The organism is Streptosporangium roseum DSM 43021 (genome assembly GCF_000024865.1).
In the GTDB taxonomy this organism is placed as follows: Bacteria; Actinomycetota; Actinomycetes; order Streptosporangiales; family Streptosporangiaceae; genus Streptosporangium; species Streptosporangium roseum.
Genome location: NC_013595.1, coordinates 5,923,657 through 5,938,670, shown reverse-complemented (window position 1 = coordinate 5,938,670; position 15,014 = coordinate 5,923,657). Strand labels below are relative to the sequence as shown.

The following is a 15,014-nucleotide window of genomic DNA, read 5'->3' as shown; positions in this document are numbered from 1 at the left end:
GCGCCCGGCAGGGTTTGAATCCCGCCCCGGAGGAACTGTCGGAGGTATGGATGCACTCGCACACGTCGACGCCTACTGGCGGGCGGCCAACTACCTGTCGGTCGGCCAGATCTACCTGCTGGACAATCCGCTGCTGGCCGAGCCGCTGGCCCCCGAGCACATCAAGCCACGCCTCCTCGGGCACTGGGGCACCACTCCGGGGCTGAACTTCTGCTTCGCCCACCTCAACCGGATCATCACCGAGCGCGACCAGGACATGATCTACATCGTCGGGCCCGGCCACGGTGGTCCGGCGGCGGTCGCCCACGCCTGGCTGGAGGGCTCCTATACAGAGAAATATCCGGATATTGGGCAGGACGCCGTCGGCATGCAGCGGCTGTTCCGGCAGTTCTCCTTCCCCGGCGGCATCCCCAGCCACGTCGCCCCCGAGGTCCCGGGCTCCATCCACGAGGGCGGTGAGCTCGGCTACTCGCTGGCCCACGCCTACGGCGCCGCCTTCGACAACCCGCACCTGGTGGTGGCCTGCGTCATCGGCGACGGCGAGGCCGAGACCGGGCCGCTGGCGGCCGGCTGGCACTCCGGCAAGTTCCTCAACCGCGAGCACGACGGGGTCGTGCTGCCGATCCTGCACCTGAACGGCTACAAGATCGCCAACCCGACCGTCCTCGCCCGCATCCCCGAAGAGGAGCTGGTCAAGCTCATCGAGGGGTACGGCTACCGCCCGCACATCGTCTCCGGCGACGACCCGGCGGTCATGCACGGACTGATGGCCGAGACCCTCGAGGTGGTCTTCGACGAGATCGCCGAGTTCAAGGACGGCCGCGCCGAGCGCCCGCCGATGATCGTGCTGCGCACGCCCAAGGGGTGGACCGGCCCGCGCGAGGTGGACGGCCTGCCGGTCGAGGGCACCTGGCGGGCTCATCAGGTGCCGCTGTCGGCGGTCCGCCAGAACGCCGAGCACCGGGCGATGCTGGAGGAGTGGATGCGCTCCTACCGGCCCGCCGAGCTCTTCGACGACCGGGGGCGGCCCGTCGCGGAGATCCTGCGGACGGTGCCGCAAGGCCCGCGCCGGATGAGCGCCAACCCGCACGCCAACGGCGGCGAGCTGCTCAAGCCGCTGGCGCTGCCCGACTTCCGCGACCACGCCGTCGAGGTCAAGGCTCCCGCCGCGCAGTCGAGCGAGCCGACCAAGGTCCTCGGGCAGTTCCTGCGCGACGTCATCGCCGCCAACCCGGACAACTTCCGGCTGATGGGGCCGGACGAGACCGCCTCCAACCGGCTGTCGGCCGTGTTCGAGGTCACCGACCGCGTGTGGGACGCCGAGACGCTGCCCACGGACGAGAATCTCGGCCCGGACGGCCGGGTCATGGAGGTGCTCAGCGAGCACCTGTGCCAGGGCTGGCTGGAGGGCTACCTGCTGACCGGCCGCCACGGCCTGTTCAACTGCTACGAGGCGTTCATCCACATCGTCGACTCGATGTTCAACCAGCACGCCAAGTGGCTGGAGTCGTCCCACAAGATCACCTGGCGGCGTCCGGTCGCCTCGCTGAACTACCTGCTGTCGTCGCACGTGTGGCGGCAGGACCACAACGGCTTCAGCCACCAGGATCCCGGCTTCATCGACGTGGTGATGAACAAGAAGGCCTCGGTGGTGCGGATCTACCTGCCGCCGGACGCCAACACCCTGCTGTCGGTCGGCGACCACTGCCTGCGCTCGCGTGACTACGTCAACCTCGTCGTGGCCGGCAAGCAGCCGGTGCTGGATCTGTTCACGATGGAGGAGGCGATCGCGCACTGCACCCGTGGCCTGGGCATCCTGGAGTGGGCCTCCACCGACGCGGGAGCCGAGCCCGACGTGGTGCTGGCCTGCGCCGGAGACGTGCCGACGCTGGAGACCCTCGCCGCCGCCGCGCTGCTGCGCGAGCACCTGCCCGAGCTGAAGGTCCGCGTGGTCAACGTGGTGGACCTGATGCGGCTGCAGCCGCCGTCGGAACACCCGCACGGCATGTCGGACGCCGAGTTCGACACCCTCTTCACCGCCGACAAGCCGATCATCTTCAATTTCCACGGCTATCCCTGGTCGATCCACCGGCTGACCTACCGGCGGCGCGGCCACCACAACATCCACGTGCGCGGCTACAAGGAGGAGGGCACCACCACCACGCCGTTCGACATGGTGATGCTCAACGACATCGACCGCTTCCACCTGGTGATGGACGTCGTCGACCGGGTGCCGGGTCTGGGCGCCAAGGCCGCGCACCTGCGCCAGCAGATGGTCGACGAGCGGCTGCGCGCCCGCGCCCACACCCGCGAGTACGGCGAGGACCCGGCCGAGATCCGCGACTGGACCTGGCCCTACTGAGCCGCGCCGGCCGCACCGAGCCGGCTGTACTGAGCCGGCCGTACCGAATTCATGCCGGCCGTACCGAACGGCCGTGCCGACCGCGCCCGGCCGCACCGAGCCGCCGTGCCGTACCGGGGGACCGCGCCGCGTCATGCCGGCGCCCGGGAAAGGAACCGTGGAATGTTCGAAGGCTTCAAGGAAGAGCGGGTGGGCACCGGAGAGGCCGAGCTGTTCGTACGGCACGGCGGTTCGGGGCCGCCCGTGCTGCTCCTGCACGGCCACCCCCGCACCCACGCGACCTGGCACCGGGTCGCACCGCTGCTCGCCGGCGATTTCACGGTGGTCTGCCCGGACCTGCGCGGCTACGGCCGGTCGTCCAAGCCGGCCACCACCGCCGACCACGATCCCTACTCCAAACGGGCGATGGCCCGCGACTGCGCGGCGCTGATGCGGGTGCTCGGTCACGAGCGGTTCAGCGTCGTGGGTCATGACCGGGGCACCTACGTGGCCCAGCGCCTGGCCATGGACCACCCGGACCTGGTCTCCCGTCTCGTCGTGATCGACGGGGTGCCGATCGGTGAGGCACTGGCCCGGGCCGATGCAAGGTTCGCCGCCGCCTGGTGGCACTGGTTCTTCCTCGGCCAGACGGCCAAGCCCGCCGAACGGGTGATCAACGCCGATCCCGACGCCTGGTACGGGGGGGCTCCGGAGGCGATGGGCGCCGAGGCGTACGAGGACTACCGGCGGGCGATCCACGATCCGGCCACCGTCCACGCGATGTGCGAGGACTACCGGGCCGGGCTCGGCCCGGACCGGGCCGCCGACGACGCCGACCGCCGCGCGGGTCGCAGAATCGCCTGCCCGACGCTGTTTCTGTGGGCCGCCCGCGACGACATGGAGGACCTCTACGGGGACCCGCTGGCGATCTGGCGCGACTGGGCGGACGACCTGCGCGGCGCGCCGATCGACTCCGGCCACCACGTCGCGGAGGAGGCCCCGGCCGAGCTCGCCGCCGGACTGCGCCGGTTTCTCGGCGCCGGCATCTGACGCACCACTGCCGGGCCGCCGGATCCCGGCGGCCCGGCAGCGGTGATCCGTTTGGGCTCGTCACAGGGGGTATGGGGATCATCGCTGCGGATCAGGCACCGAGACGGGGGCGGATATGGCTACATTCGGATATTTCCTCTCCAGTGAGGAACACGGTCCCAAGGAGCTGGTACGGCAGGCCGGACTCGCCGAGGCACTCACTACGACCTCGACACCGCCCGCCTCCACACGCTTCCCGACGAGCCTCCGCCCGTCTGCATGTCCGCCTTCGGCGACAAGGCGGTGCGGCCGGCCGGGCGGATCGCCGACGGCTACGTCTGCACCGGCCCGAGCGCCGAGCTGGTGCGGAAGTTCCGCGAGGCCGGCGGGGAGGGCAAGCCCGCCCAGGGCGGCCTGAAGGTCTGCCACGCCGCCGACGAGGCCACCGCGCGCAAGCCCGTGCACCGGCTCTGGCCCACGCAGGGCATCAAGGGCGAGGCGTCGCAGATGCTCCCGCTGCCCAGGCACTTCGAGGAGCTCGCCGAGGCGGTGACCGAGGAGGAGGCCACGGCCTCGACGCCGTGCGGGCCCGATCCCGAGGTCCACGCCCAGGCGATCAGGGAGTGCCTCGACGCGGGCTTCACCGAGGTGTACATCAGCCAGATCGGAGAGGAGCAGGACGCCTTCTTCGACTTCTACGCCAAGGAGGTCCTGCCGCGGGTGCGCTGAGTGCTCCGGCACCGGCGGCGCGCCCCGGTCCGTCCCGCACGACCCGAAAGGAGAAGACCATGAAGGCTCTCACCTGGCACGGCAAGCGTGACGTGCGGGTCGAGGAGGTCCCGGATCCAGCGATCAAGGAACCGACCGACGCGATCGTCAGGCTCACCACCACCGCGATCTGCGGCTCCGACCTGCATCTTTACGAGGTACTGGGGCCCTTCATCGGGGAGGGCGACATCCTCGGCCACGAGCCGATGGGCATTGTGGAGGAGGTCGGTGCGGAGGTCACCCACATCAAGCCCGGCGACAGGGTGGTCATCCCCTTCAACATCTCCTGCGGCCACTGCCGCATGTGCGAGATGAAGCTGTTCGCCCAGTGTGAGACCACCCAGGTCCGCGACCACGGCATGGGCGCGGCCCTGTTCGGCTACACCAAGCTGTACGGCGAGGTGCCGGGAGCGCAGGCGGAGTACCTGCGGGTACCGCAGGCCCAGTTCGGCCCGATCAAGGTCCCTCAGGGGCCGCCGGACGAGCGGTTCGTCTACCTGTCCGACGTGCTGCCCACCTCCTGGCAGGCGGTCCGTTACGCCGACGTCCCCGACGGCGGCACCGTGGCGGTCTTCGGCCTGGGCCCCATCGGGCAGATGTCCGCCCGGATCGCCAAATACCTCGGCTACCGGGTCATCGGGGTCGACGGAGTCCAGGAACGGCTCGCGATGGCGCGCAGACACGACGTGGAGGTGCTGGACGCCTCCGTGACCGACGACGTCCCCGAGGCGATCCGCGAGCTGACCGGCGGGCGCGGCCCCGACTCGGTCATCGACGCGGTCGGCATGGAGGCGCACGGGTCCCCGTTCGCCAAGCTCGCCCAGAGCGTCACCGTGATACTGCCCGACGCGATCGCCGCCCCGCTGATGTCCACCGCGGGCGTGGACCGGCTCGCCGCACTGAACCAGTCGATCGAGACGGTACGGCGCGGCGGCACGGTCTCGATCGTCGGCGTCTACGGCGGCATGGCCGACCCGATGCCGATGCTGAAGATGTTCGACAAGGGCATCACCCTGCGGATGGGGCAGGCCCACGTCAAGCGCTGGATCGACGACCTGATGCCGCTGGTGACCGACGACTCCGACCCGCTCGCGGTCATGGACCTGGCCACCCACCGGCTCCCGCTGGACCAGGCCCCGCACGGCTACGAGATCTTCCAGAAGAAGCAGGACGGGGCAGTCAAGATCCTGCTCAATCCGTAGCGGTCGAATCCGTAGAAATCACAACGAGAGGAAGACATGGACGCCATCGTGCTCCTGAAGGACGACCACAAGACCGTCGAGAAGCTGTTCAAGGAGTTCGAGAAGGCCGGTGACGGCGCCCACAAGAAGAAGCGGGACATCGTCGACAGGATCATCGAAGAGCTCACCACCCACGCCTACATCGAGGAGGAGATCTTCTACCCGGCCGCCCGCGAGGGGGCTCCCGACACCGTCGACCACATCCTGGAGAGCGTGGAGGAGCACCACGTGGTGGTCTGGATGCTCTCCGAGCTGCGGGGGATGGACCCCGAGGACGAGCGGTTCGTGGCCAAGGTCACGGTCCTGATGGAGAACGTGCGCCATCACGTCGAGGAGGAGGAAGAGGAGTGGTTCCCGAAGGTGCGCGAGGCCATGGGGCGCAACAGGCTCCAGGAGCTCGGCGAGCGGATGGAGAAGGCCAGGGCCGAGGCGCCCGCTGACCCTCTCGCGGTGAGCAGCGCGGGCAAGTAGTCCCCTCTCCGGCGCCAGGAGGCTCCGGGGCGCCGGCGGACGAGGGTCCTCAAGGACGTCTCCGGGACGCCGAACGACGCCAGGGGACGCAGCGAACAGGGCCCCGGCCGCTTGAGGACGCTGCCTGCGGACCCGCCCCACCGGCTGTCGGCCGGTGGGGCGGATGTTCGTGTAAGGGCGAGGTCGAGCCGTCCGCGGCGATCTGCCGGGACGCGCGGCCGGGCGGCCTGCCGCCCGGATGGAGGAAGGCATTCTGTTGCGCGACGCGCACGAGCCGGCCGCCATCCCGGGCGTGCTCATCAACGACCGCCTCGACCTGGGCTGCCCGCCGGAGAACGCCCGGCAGCTCGCCCAGGCCGGTCCGGCGCGCATGACGTGGCGCCAGAACCCGCCTTCAGCCTGTCATTCTCGCCCGGGCGCGGCGACACCGGACCTCCTGAAAGACGGACCGCTCTGTCCAGGATGATCAAGTCATCCCGGACAGAGCGGTCATGTCCCCGGATCCGGCGGCAGCGTCCGCCTGGAGTCCGGGGCCCCGCGAGTCTCCGGTGGTGTCAGGGGTGTTGCTCGGTCACGAGGAAGGCCACCGATCCCCCCTCGTCGATGTCCGCGTCGAGAGCCTTGTCGTCGAGCATGTCCGCGGCGGTGGGATCCAGAAAGATCCTCGCTCCTTCCGACTCGACCACCTTGTCGTTGGATTCAGGGCCGTCCACGACCGAGAGCAGTAGGGATCCTGTGCCGTCAGCCTGTGAGGAGATACGGACACCGGTGTCGGTGGAGTCCGCTACCTGCGAGCTGAGGTCCCGGATCACCTGTGCCGCGGTGTCGGTCAATGTGAGCATTGTGACTCCTTGTCGGGATCGGGTCTGGGATTCTTCGCCCTTTCCCGCTCTGAACCGGCCCAACCATGCATCCGCGGATTTCCCCTGGCAGGCCGTACCGCCGGGACCGCGCCGGAGGCGGAGGCGCATCGTCGAGGTCACTCCCGCCCGCCGAGTCGCTCCAGGCGTTCCGCCGTCTTGCGCGCGGCGATCAGGATGGGATCCCACACCGGGGCGAACGGGGGAGCGTAGGACAGGTCGAGCCCGCTCACGTCCTCCACGCTCATCTCGTGCCAGACGGCGATGGCCAGGGCGTCGATGCGCTTGGCCGCGCCCTCCTGCCCGACGATCTGGGCGCCCAGCAGCCGGCCGGTCCGGCGGTCGGCGATCATCTTTGTCCGCATCCGGCGCGCACCGGGGTAGTAGCCGGCGCGTGTGGTGGACTCCACGATCTCCCCGACCGTCTCGAACCCGGCCTCCGCCGCCTCGGCCGTGGTCAGGCCCGTGCGCGCCACCTCGTACTCGCAGATCTTCGACACCGCCGTGCCGACGACGCCGAGGAAGGCGGCGTACCCGCCGCCGATGTTGATGCCCGCGGCGCGCCCCTGCTTGTTGGCGTGGGTGCCGAGCGCGATCGCGACCGGGCGCCGGGACACCAGGTGGAAGGTCTCCACGCAGTCTCCGGCCGCCCAGACGCCCTCGACCGCGGTGCGCATCCGCCGGTCGGTCCGGATCCCCGAGGTCTCGCCGACCGGGACGCCGGCGGCCTCGGCCAGGGCCGTGTTCGGGCGGCTGCCGAGACCGAGGACGACCAGGTCCGCCTGCACGCTCCGGCTCCCGGTACGGGCCGCGGTGACCCGCCCGCCGGACTCGGAGAAGCCCTCGACGGGCTCGCCGAGGAACACCTTGACCCCCAGGCCGCGCAGGGCGTCGGCGACCAGGGCGCCCATGTCCGGGTCGATCGTGCCCATCGGCTGATCGCCCCCGTCGATGAGCGACACCTCCAGGCCCCGCCGTACCAGGGCCTCGGCCATCTCCAGGCCGATGTAGCCGGCGCCGACCACCACGGCCCTGCGCGGGCGCTCGGACTCCAGGGCGTCCAGCAGGGCGATGCCGTCGTCGAGGGTCTGCACGCCGTACACGCCCCTGGCCTGCGCGCCGGGCAGGTCGGGGCGGTGCGGCAGGCCGCCGGTCGCGATGACGAGCTGGTCGAACGGCTCCCAGTACCGGCCGCCACCGTGATGGTCGTGTACGGCCACCGCGCGGCGGTCGAGGTCGATCTCGGTGACCTCGCTGCGCAGCCGCAGGTCTATGTCCAGCTCGTCGCGGAAGACCTCGGGCCTCCGCGCGATCAGCTCCTGCGGGTCGGACACCTCCCCGCCCACCAGGTAGGGGATCCCGCACGCGGAGTAGGAGGCGTGGCGGCCCTTCTCGAAGGCGACTATCCGCAGATCCTGTGGATCACGCCTGCCCCGCGCCTGCGAGGCCGCGCTCATCCCCGCGGCGTCGCCCCCGATCACCACCAGCCGTTCCGTCATCGTCCGTCCACTCCCCGGGAATCTCAGCCAGTAGGGGAGACTTCCTCATCCGGCCGGTCTCAAACGGTGGTGGAGCGGCTCGGCTCCCACGGCTACGGGCGGCGCCCCCGGCGGTGATGCCGCTGCAGCGACAATGGGACGGAACCAGTCGGTATCAGCATCACGAGATAACAGCTATATCTTCGCAATATTTCGTCTATATGTCGCAAGGAAGCGATTGACTCTGATCATTTCAGTGGGGAAGGGCCGTGTCAGGCTGCGGGGGCCGGCGTCCATGAGGATGGAGATGTCCCTGGAAGAGGATGAGAACGCCGTTACGGGCCGGAGCGGTCACGCCCGGCGGCGCGCGAGATTCCGTACGGCGCCGCCGGGCGGCGGATGCTTCCTCACACCCTGGCATTGCGATGCAAAATTTGTGCAACTCCTTGCGTCTCCTGTCGTATGCTTGCATCCATGACACGCAGGCTTGCCGAGGTGGCCACGAAGGTCGGGATGAGCGAGGCGACGGTGAGTCGCGTGCTCAACGGCAAACCCGGTGTCTCGGAGGCGACGCGCAAGGCCGTGCTGACGGCGCTCGACGTCCTCGGCTACGAGCGTCCGACCCGGCTGCGCGGCAACCGCGCCCGCCTGGTGGGGCTGGTCCTCCCCGAGCTGCAGAACCCGATCTTCCCCGCGTTCGCGGAGGTCGTCGGCGGCGCGCTCGCCCAGCAGGGCTTCACCTCCGTGCTGTGCACCAGGACGGTGGGCGGGGTCTCGGAGTCCGACTACGTCGACCTGCTGCTCTCCCAGCACGTCTCCGGAATGGTCTTCGCCGGGGGGATGTACGCCCAGCGGGACGCCTCCCACGAGCACTACGAGCGGATCCTGGAGCGCCGCCTGCCCGCCGTCCTGGTGAACGCGGCGGTGGAGCACCTCGGCTTCCCCCAGGTCTCCTGCGACGACGTGGCCGCCGCGCAGATGGCGGCCGGGCACCTGCGGGCCCTCGGGCACGAGCGCATCGGGATGATCCTGGGGCCGCCCGACCACATGCCCTCGCGCCGCAGGATGGACGCCTTCGCCGCCTACGCCGGGGTCCACGGCCTGGAGTTCACCGGGGACTCCGTCGAGCACACAATGTTCTCCCTGGAGGGAGGCCATGCCGCCGCGGCCCGGCTGCTGCGGCGCGGTTTCACCGGGTTCGTCTGCGGCGGCGACCTGCTCGCCCTCGGCGCGGTGCGCGCCGCCCGCCGCGCCGGCCTGCTGGTGCCGCAGGACGTCTCGGTGATCGGCTACGACGACTCGGCGCTGATGAACTGCACCGAGCCGCCGCTGACCACGGTGCGTCAGCCGATCGAGGCGATGGGGCGCGCGGCGGTGGACCTGCTCATCGCCCAGATCGACGCGGTCGCCGTGCCCGGTGACGAGCTGCTGTTCGAGCCCGAGCTGGTGGTGCGGGCCTCCACGGCTCCCGCGAACCGCAGGGCCGTGATGGTCTGAAGGCGGCGGCGCCCGGCGCCACCGCCCGCCGGTGCCGGCACCTGACGGTTCCCGCGTGTCACCCGCGTTTCCGACGTTCTCCCGGCTAAAAGCCGCGACAAAACGATGCTGTCGTCGTGCAGCGGCATGCAAGCGATCGGTCGATCCGGTGGCGCCGGGCGCGTTGTCGCAGGTCCATCCTGTTCCCCCGGCGTTGCAAGGGCGTTGCGGTGCGATGGCGGCTAGCTCACTGTCACTTTTTTGCATCATGTATGACGGACTCTTGCTAGCTCCTGCACGCCTCTATATGTTTCTCGCAACCGACCCGCCAAGGAGTCCCCTATGAAACCCCGCAACCTCTCGATGCTGCTCGCCGCGGGCATCGTCCTCACCGCCGCAGGTTGCGGCAGTGACAACGGCGCAGCCAAGCCCGCTGACACCAAGCCGGGCACCGCGGCCGCCGACGCCCCGGTCACGATCACCGTGGGCTGCCAGCCCCCCAAGAGCAACCCGCTTGAGCGCACGGCGTGGGACGAGGACGTCGCCGCGTTCCAGAAGCTGCACCCCAACATCACGATCAAGAGCAAGGACGCCTTCCCCTGCATCAACCCGGACACCTTCCAGGCCAAGCTGGCCGGCGGCACGATGGAGGACGTCTTCTACGTCTACTTCACCGACGTCCAGAAGATCGTCGCGGCCGGTCAGGCGGCCGACATCAGCCCCTACGTCGGCAGCGTCACCAAGCTGGGCGACCTGCGGCCCGACGTCATGAGCGTCTTCAAGAACGGTGACAAGACCTACGGCCTGCCCAGGACCAACTACTCCACGGGCCTGGTCTACAACCGCAAGCTGTTCACCCAGGCCGGCCTGGACCCCGACAGCCCGCCCAAGACCTGGACCGAGGTGCAGGAGGCGGCCAAGAAGATCGCCGGGCTCGGTCCCGGTCACGTCGGATTCGGCGAGTACAGCGCGGGCAACACCGGCGGCTGGCACTTCACCGCCTCCCTCTACGGCCGCGGCGGCGAGATGGTCGGCCCCGACGGCAAGACGGCCGCCTTCAACAGCCCCGAGGGCAAGGCCGTCCTGGAGAACCTCAAGAAGATGCGCTGGACCGACAACAGCATGGGTGCCAAGCAGCTCCTGCAGTGGGAGGACCTGATGCGCATGATGGGCGGCGGCAAACTCGGCATGATGATCGGCGCCCCCGACGTCGTCCAGTCGGTCAACAACGACTTCAAGGGCAAGTTCGACGACTACGGCGTGACGGCGCTGCCGGAGGCCAAGTCCTCGCTCAGCGGCGGCGACGGCTACATGTTCAACCCCAAGGCGACGCCCGAGCAGATCAAGGCCGGGCTCCTCTGGCTGGAATACCACGAGCTGACCCCCGACCAGGGACAGTTCAACTACGAGCGGAACAAGAGCCAGGGCCGGCCGGTCGGCCTCCCCACCCCGGACCTGTACGGCGACACCGCCCCCGGCAAGCAGATCGTCGAGACGCGCAAGAAGTTCGCCACCGTGCCGGTGGAGCACTTCGCCCCCTACGCGGAGGCCTCCACCACGATCCAGAACAAGATCGAACCGCCGAAGGCGCAGGAGCTCTACGCCATCCTCGACGTGGCCATGTCGGCGGTGCTGACCAGGCAGGACGCCGACATCGACCAGCTGCTCGCCGATGCCGAGGCGAAGGCCAACAAGGTGCTGGCCAAGTCCAGCTGATCCTCTGACACCCGGGGTGCCGGCCAGTGGGCCGGCACCCCGCCAGTCACGTCGAGATCGATCGCGCGCCGCCGCGCCGCGTCTGCTCCCCCGCGAGGGCGGGGGTATCCACGCTCAAGGAGATTCGATGACCACAATGACCGTGAAGGGATCACGGCACCGAACACCGGGGAGGTTCCGGCGCGGCGTACGGCGCAACCTGACGGCGTACGGCTTCCTCTGCGGGGCGCTGATCTGCTTCGCGTTCTTCTCCTGGTACCCGATGGTGCGGGAGATCCTGCTCAGCTTCCAGCAGACGAACTTCGTCGACGAGCCCACCTGGGTGGGGCTGGAGAACTTCGGCACGGTGATCGACGACGCGGCCTTCGCCGACGCCTGGATCAACACCGCCGCGTTCACCGGCCTGGCGCTCGTCTTCGGGTATTTCGTGCCGTTCGCGGCGGCGATCGTCCTCAACGAGCTGCGGCACGCGAAGGCATATCTCAGGTTCGTGGTGTACCTGCCGGTGATGCTGCCGCCGGCCGTCGGAGTGCTGCTGTTCAAGTGGTTCTACGACCCGGGCCCCGGCCTGTTCAACCAGATCCTGGACCTGGTGAACATCCCGGCGCTGAGCTGGCTGGACTCCACCGACACCGCCCTGTTGTCCCTGGTCATCGTCTCCACGTGGATGAACCTGGGCACCGGGACCCTGATTTACCTCGCGGCGCTGCAGAGCATCCCGGGCGAGCTGTACGAGGCGGCCGAGCTGGACGGGGCCGGGCTCTTCAAGCGGGTCTGGCATGTCACGATCCCGCAGACCAAGCTGATCCTGATGGTGATGCTGCTGCTGCAGATCGTCGCCACCATGCAGGTCTTCATCGAGCCGTACCTGCTGACCGGCGGTGGCCCGGAGAACGCGACGCTGACCATCGCCTACCTGATGTACCAGTACGCGTTCAACTTCGGGGACTTCGGCGCCGGTGGCGCGCTGGGGCTCATGCTCATGCTCGTGCTGATGGTGTTCTCCGCCTTCTACCTGCGTATCTCGCGGGACAACCAGAGCTAGGGAGGCAGTAGCACCCATGTCGAACGTCACCGTTCAGCCGAGCCCCCCGGCTCCCTCCCGGCGGCCGGACTCCGCCCCCGTCAAGGCCGGGCGCGGCACGCGCAGGCGCCGAAAGGAGGCCGCGCCGCAGTTTCGCGGTGTGGTCTCCCCGCACACGCTGAAGACCCCCCGGGGACGGGTGATCTACTGGATCGTGCTGGTCACGGTCGTGGTGGGCTTCACCGCGGCCTTCGTGTTCCCGCTCTACTGGATGGTCACCGGCGCGCTGAGGTCGCCCGGGGAACTCGCCCAGATGCCGCCCAGCTTCTTCCCCGAGTCGCTCGACTTCGCGGTGTACGCCGAGGCGTGGGAGCAGCTCAACCTGGGCGAGTTCCTCGGCAACACGCTCCTGTACGCCGGCGGAGCCCTGCTGTTCACACTGGCCGTCGACGTCACGGCGGCCTACGCGCTGTCCAAGCTGCGGCCGGTGCTGGGCAACCTGGTGCTGGGCATGATGCTGGCCACGCTGATGATCCCGCCGATGGTCATCCTGCTGCCCGCCTATCTGACGGTCAAGGATCTGCCGATCCTCGGCTGGGACCTGCTGAACACGCCGTGGGCGATCTGGCTCCCCGCGGCGGCCAACGGGTTCTACATCTTCCTGCTCAAGCGGTTCTTCGACTCGATCCCCAGGGAGCTGCTGGAGGCGGCCCAGATCGACGGCGCCTCCCCGGTGCGGATCCTGTGGTCGATCGTGCTGCCGGTCTCCCGGCCGATCATCGGCGTGGTGTCCATCCTCTCGGTGGTCACCTGCTGGAAGGACTTCGTCTGGCCGCTGCTCGTGCTGCCGGACAGCGAGAACATGTCCATCAGCGTGGGCATCGCCTCCCTCTCGGCCCAGATGCCGCAGAACGTCCTCATCGCGGCGCTGGTGATCGCGAGTCTTCCGGCCATCATCGTCTTCTTCGTCTTCCAGCGCAGCATCATGGCCGGTCTGACCGCCGGCAGCCTCAAGGGCTGACCTCGTCACCCATCTTCAACCGCAAGGAGTTGTCCCAGCATGTCTGAAACGTGGTGGCGGGGAGCCGCGATCTACCAGGTCTACCTCCGGAGTTTCGCCGACGGCAACGGCGACGGCGTCGGCGACCTCACGGGTCTCCGCGCGCGCCTGCCGTACCTCTCCGACCTGGGAGTCGACGCGATCTGGCTCAACCCCTGGTATCCCTCGCCGATGGCCGACGGCGGCTATGACGTGGCCGACTACCGCGACATCGAACCGTCCTTCGGCACCCTCGCCGAGGCGGAGAAGTTCATCGAGGAAGCCCACGAGCTGGGCATCCGCATCATCATCGACGTGGTGCCCAACCACAGCTCCGACCAGAGCGCCTGGTTCCGGGAGGCGCTGGCCGCCGGACCGGGGTCGGCGGCCAGGGAGCGGTTCTGGTTCAAGGACGAGCCCAACGACTGGAAGTCCATCTTCGGAGGCCCGGCCTGGACGCAGGTCCCCGACGGGCAGTGGTACCTGCACCTGTTCGCGCCCGAGCAGCCCGACTTCAACTGGACCAGCCCGGAGGTGCACCAGGAGTTCCACGACGTGCTGCGGTTCTGGTTCGACCGCGGCATCGACGGCATCCGCATCGACTCGGCCGCCGTGCTGGTCAAGGACTTCGACGGCGGCGACCCCGACGGCTACACCGATCTCGCCGAGGTGCACGACGTCTACCGGAGCTGGCGGCGGCTGTCCGACGAGTACGACGAGCGGCTGCTGATCGGCGAGGTCTGGTTCCCCGACCAGGAGCGCTTCGCCCGCTACCTGCGCCCCGACGAGCTGCACACCGCCTTCAACTTCGACTTCCTGGGCAGCCCCTGGAGCCCGGCGGCGCTGCGTGAGTCGATCCGGCAGACCCTGGCCACGCACGGGCCGCTCGGCGCTCCGGCGACCTGGGTGCTGTCCAACCACGACGTCGCCCGCCCGGTCACGCGGTACGGCAGGGCCGACACCTCCTGGGACAACGGCGACCGCAGGGACGGGGCGCCCTCCGACCTCGAACTCGGCCACCGCCGGGCCAGGGCGGCGGCGCTGCTGGCCATGGCGCTGCCCGGCAGCGTCTACGTCTACCAGGGTGAGGAGCTCGGCCTCCCCGAGGTCGAGGACATCCCCGGCGAGCTCCGCCAGGACCCGATGTGGCACCGTTCGGGACACACCGTCGCCGGCAGGGACGGCTGCCGCGTGCCCCTGCCCTGGTCGGGAGAGGAGGCGCCGTTCGGCTTCGGCACGGGGACCTCGTGGCTGCCGCAGCCGGAGGCGTGGAGGAAGGTCACCGTCGAGGCACAGCGAGCGGATCTGGGCTCGATGCTCAACCTCTACCGCGCCGCCCTGCGCATCCGCCGCGAGGAACTCGGCGACGGCGCCCTGACCTGGCTCGACGCCGGGGACGACGTGCTGGCCTTCACCCGCGAGACCGGCCTCACCTGCGTGGTCAACCTCGGTCCCGAGCCGGTGGCACTGCCGTCCCACGACGCCGTCCTGCTGGCCAGCGGTCCCCTCGACGCCGGTGAGCTCCCCTCCGACACCGCCGTGTGGCTCCGCACGTCCTGATCGGTCTGCGC

The 15,014-nt window shown here is 69.5% G+C and carries 12 protein-coding genes and 1 pseudogene; 11 read left to right on the top strand and 2 right to left on the bottom strand.

All coding sequences use genetic code 11. The annotated features are described in order from the left end of the window. The first annotated feature begins 46 nt into the window (after nt 1-46). The 6 genes and pseudogenes from SROS_RS26100 (at nt 47) to SROS_RS49960 (ending at nt 6,316) form a co-directional block, all read left to right on the top strand. Complete coding sequence (locus SROS_RS26100; protein ID WP_012891915.1) at nt 47-2,362, top strand: phosphoketolase family protein; 2,316 nt, start codon at nt 47-49, stop codon at nt 2,360-2,362. A gap of 162 nt (nt 2,363-2,524) precedes the next feature. Next, nucleotides 2,525-3,391, top strand: coding sequence for an alpha/beta fold hydrolase (locus SROS_RS26095; RefSeq protein ID WP_012891914.1), 867 nt, complete (start codon nt 2,525-2,527; stop codon nt 3,389-3,391). A gap of 201 nt (nt 3,392-3,592) precedes the next feature. Next, nucleotides 3,593-4,099 (top strand): annotated as a pseudogene (locus tag SROS_RS26090) (LLM class flavin-dependent oxidoreductase); the annotation flags it as partial. 59 nt (nt 4,100-4,158) lie between these two features. Continuing rightward, the gene (locus SROS_RS26085; RefSeq protein ID WP_012891913.1) at nt 4,159-5,340 is read left to right on the top strand and encodes a zinc-dependent alcohol dehydrogenase; all 1,182 of its coding nucleotides are present in this window, start codon (nt 4,159-4,161) and stop codon (nt 5,338-5,340) included. Between the two features lie 36 nt (nt 5,341-5,376). Continuing rightward, nucleotides 5,377-5,850: a hemerythrin domain-containing protein gene (locus SROS_RS26080; RefSeq protein ID WP_012891912.1), complete on the top strand. Its 474-nt coding sequence runs from the start codon at nt 5,377-5,379 to the stop codon at nt 5,848-5,850. A 238-nt stretch (nt 5,851-6,088) separates the two neighbouring features. Beyond that, nucleotides 6,089-6,316, top strand: a complete 228-nt coding sequence (locus tag SROS_RS49960) for a hypothetical protein (protein ID WP_148269207.1) — start codon at nt 6,089-6,091, stop codon at nt 6,314-6,316. Between the two features lie 88 nt (nt 6,317-6,404). Here the strand turns inward: SROS_RS49960 and SROS_RS26075 are convergent, their stop codons facing one another. Then, complete coding sequence (locus tag SROS_RS26075) at nt 6,405-6,692, bottom strand: iron-sulfur cluster assembly accessory protein (protein ID WP_012891911.1); 288 nt, start codon at nt 6,690-6,692, stop codon at nt 6,405-6,407. Nucleotides 6,693-6,829: 137 nt separating this feature from the next. Further along, the gene (locus SROS_RS26070) at nt 6,830-8,209 is read right to left on the bottom strand and encodes an FAD-dependent oxidoreductase (RefSeq protein ID WP_012891910.1); all 1,380 of its coding nucleotides are present in this window, start codon (nt 8,207-8,209) and stop codon (nt 6,830-6,832) included. Nucleotides 8,210-8,662: 453 nt separating this feature from the next. Between SROS_RS26070 and SROS_RS26065 the strand changes: the two genes are divergently transcribed. The 5 genes from SROS_RS26065 to SROS_RS26045 all read left to right on the top strand — a co-directional run bounded on the left by SROS_RS26065 (nt 8,663) and on the right by SROS_RS26045 (nt 15,003). Continuing rightward, nucleotides 8,663-9,685 (top strand): LacI family DNA-binding transcriptional regulator, encoded by a 1,023-nt coding sequence (locus tag SROS_RS26065; protein ID WP_012891909.1) that lies wholly within the window; start codon nt 8,663-8,665, stop codon nt 9,683-9,685. Between the two features lie 321 nt (nt 9,686-10,006). Further along, nucleotides 10,007-11,380, top strand: coding sequence for an ABC transporter substrate-binding protein (locus SROS_RS26060; RefSeq protein WP_012891908.1), 1,374 nt, complete (start codon nt 10,007-10,009; stop codon nt 11,378-11,380). A 127-nt stretch (nt 11,381-11,507) separates the two neighbouring features. After that, nucleotides 11,508-12,425 carry a carbohydrate ABC transporter permease gene (locus SROS_RS26055; RefSeq protein ID WP_012891907.1) on the top strand — a complete coding sequence of 306 codons (918 nt, stop codon included), beginning with the start codon at nt 11,508-11,510 and terminating at the stop codon, nt 12,423-12,425. A gap of 16 nt (nt 12,426-12,441) precedes the next feature. Further along, nucleotides 12,442-13,425: a carbohydrate ABC transporter permease gene (locus SROS_RS26050; RefSeq protein ID WP_012891906.1), complete on the top strand. Its 984-nt coding sequence runs from the start codon at nt 12,442-12,444 to the stop codon at nt 13,423-13,425. A 39-nt stretch (nt 13,426-13,464) separates the two neighbouring features. Then, nucleotides 13,465-15,003: a glycoside hydrolase family 13 protein gene (locus tag SROS_RS26045; protein ID WP_012891905.1), complete on the top strand. Its 1,539-nt coding sequence runs from the start codon at nt 13,465-13,467 to the stop codon at nt 15,001-15,003. The last annotated feature ends 11 nt before the right edge of the window (nt 15,004-15,014 follow it).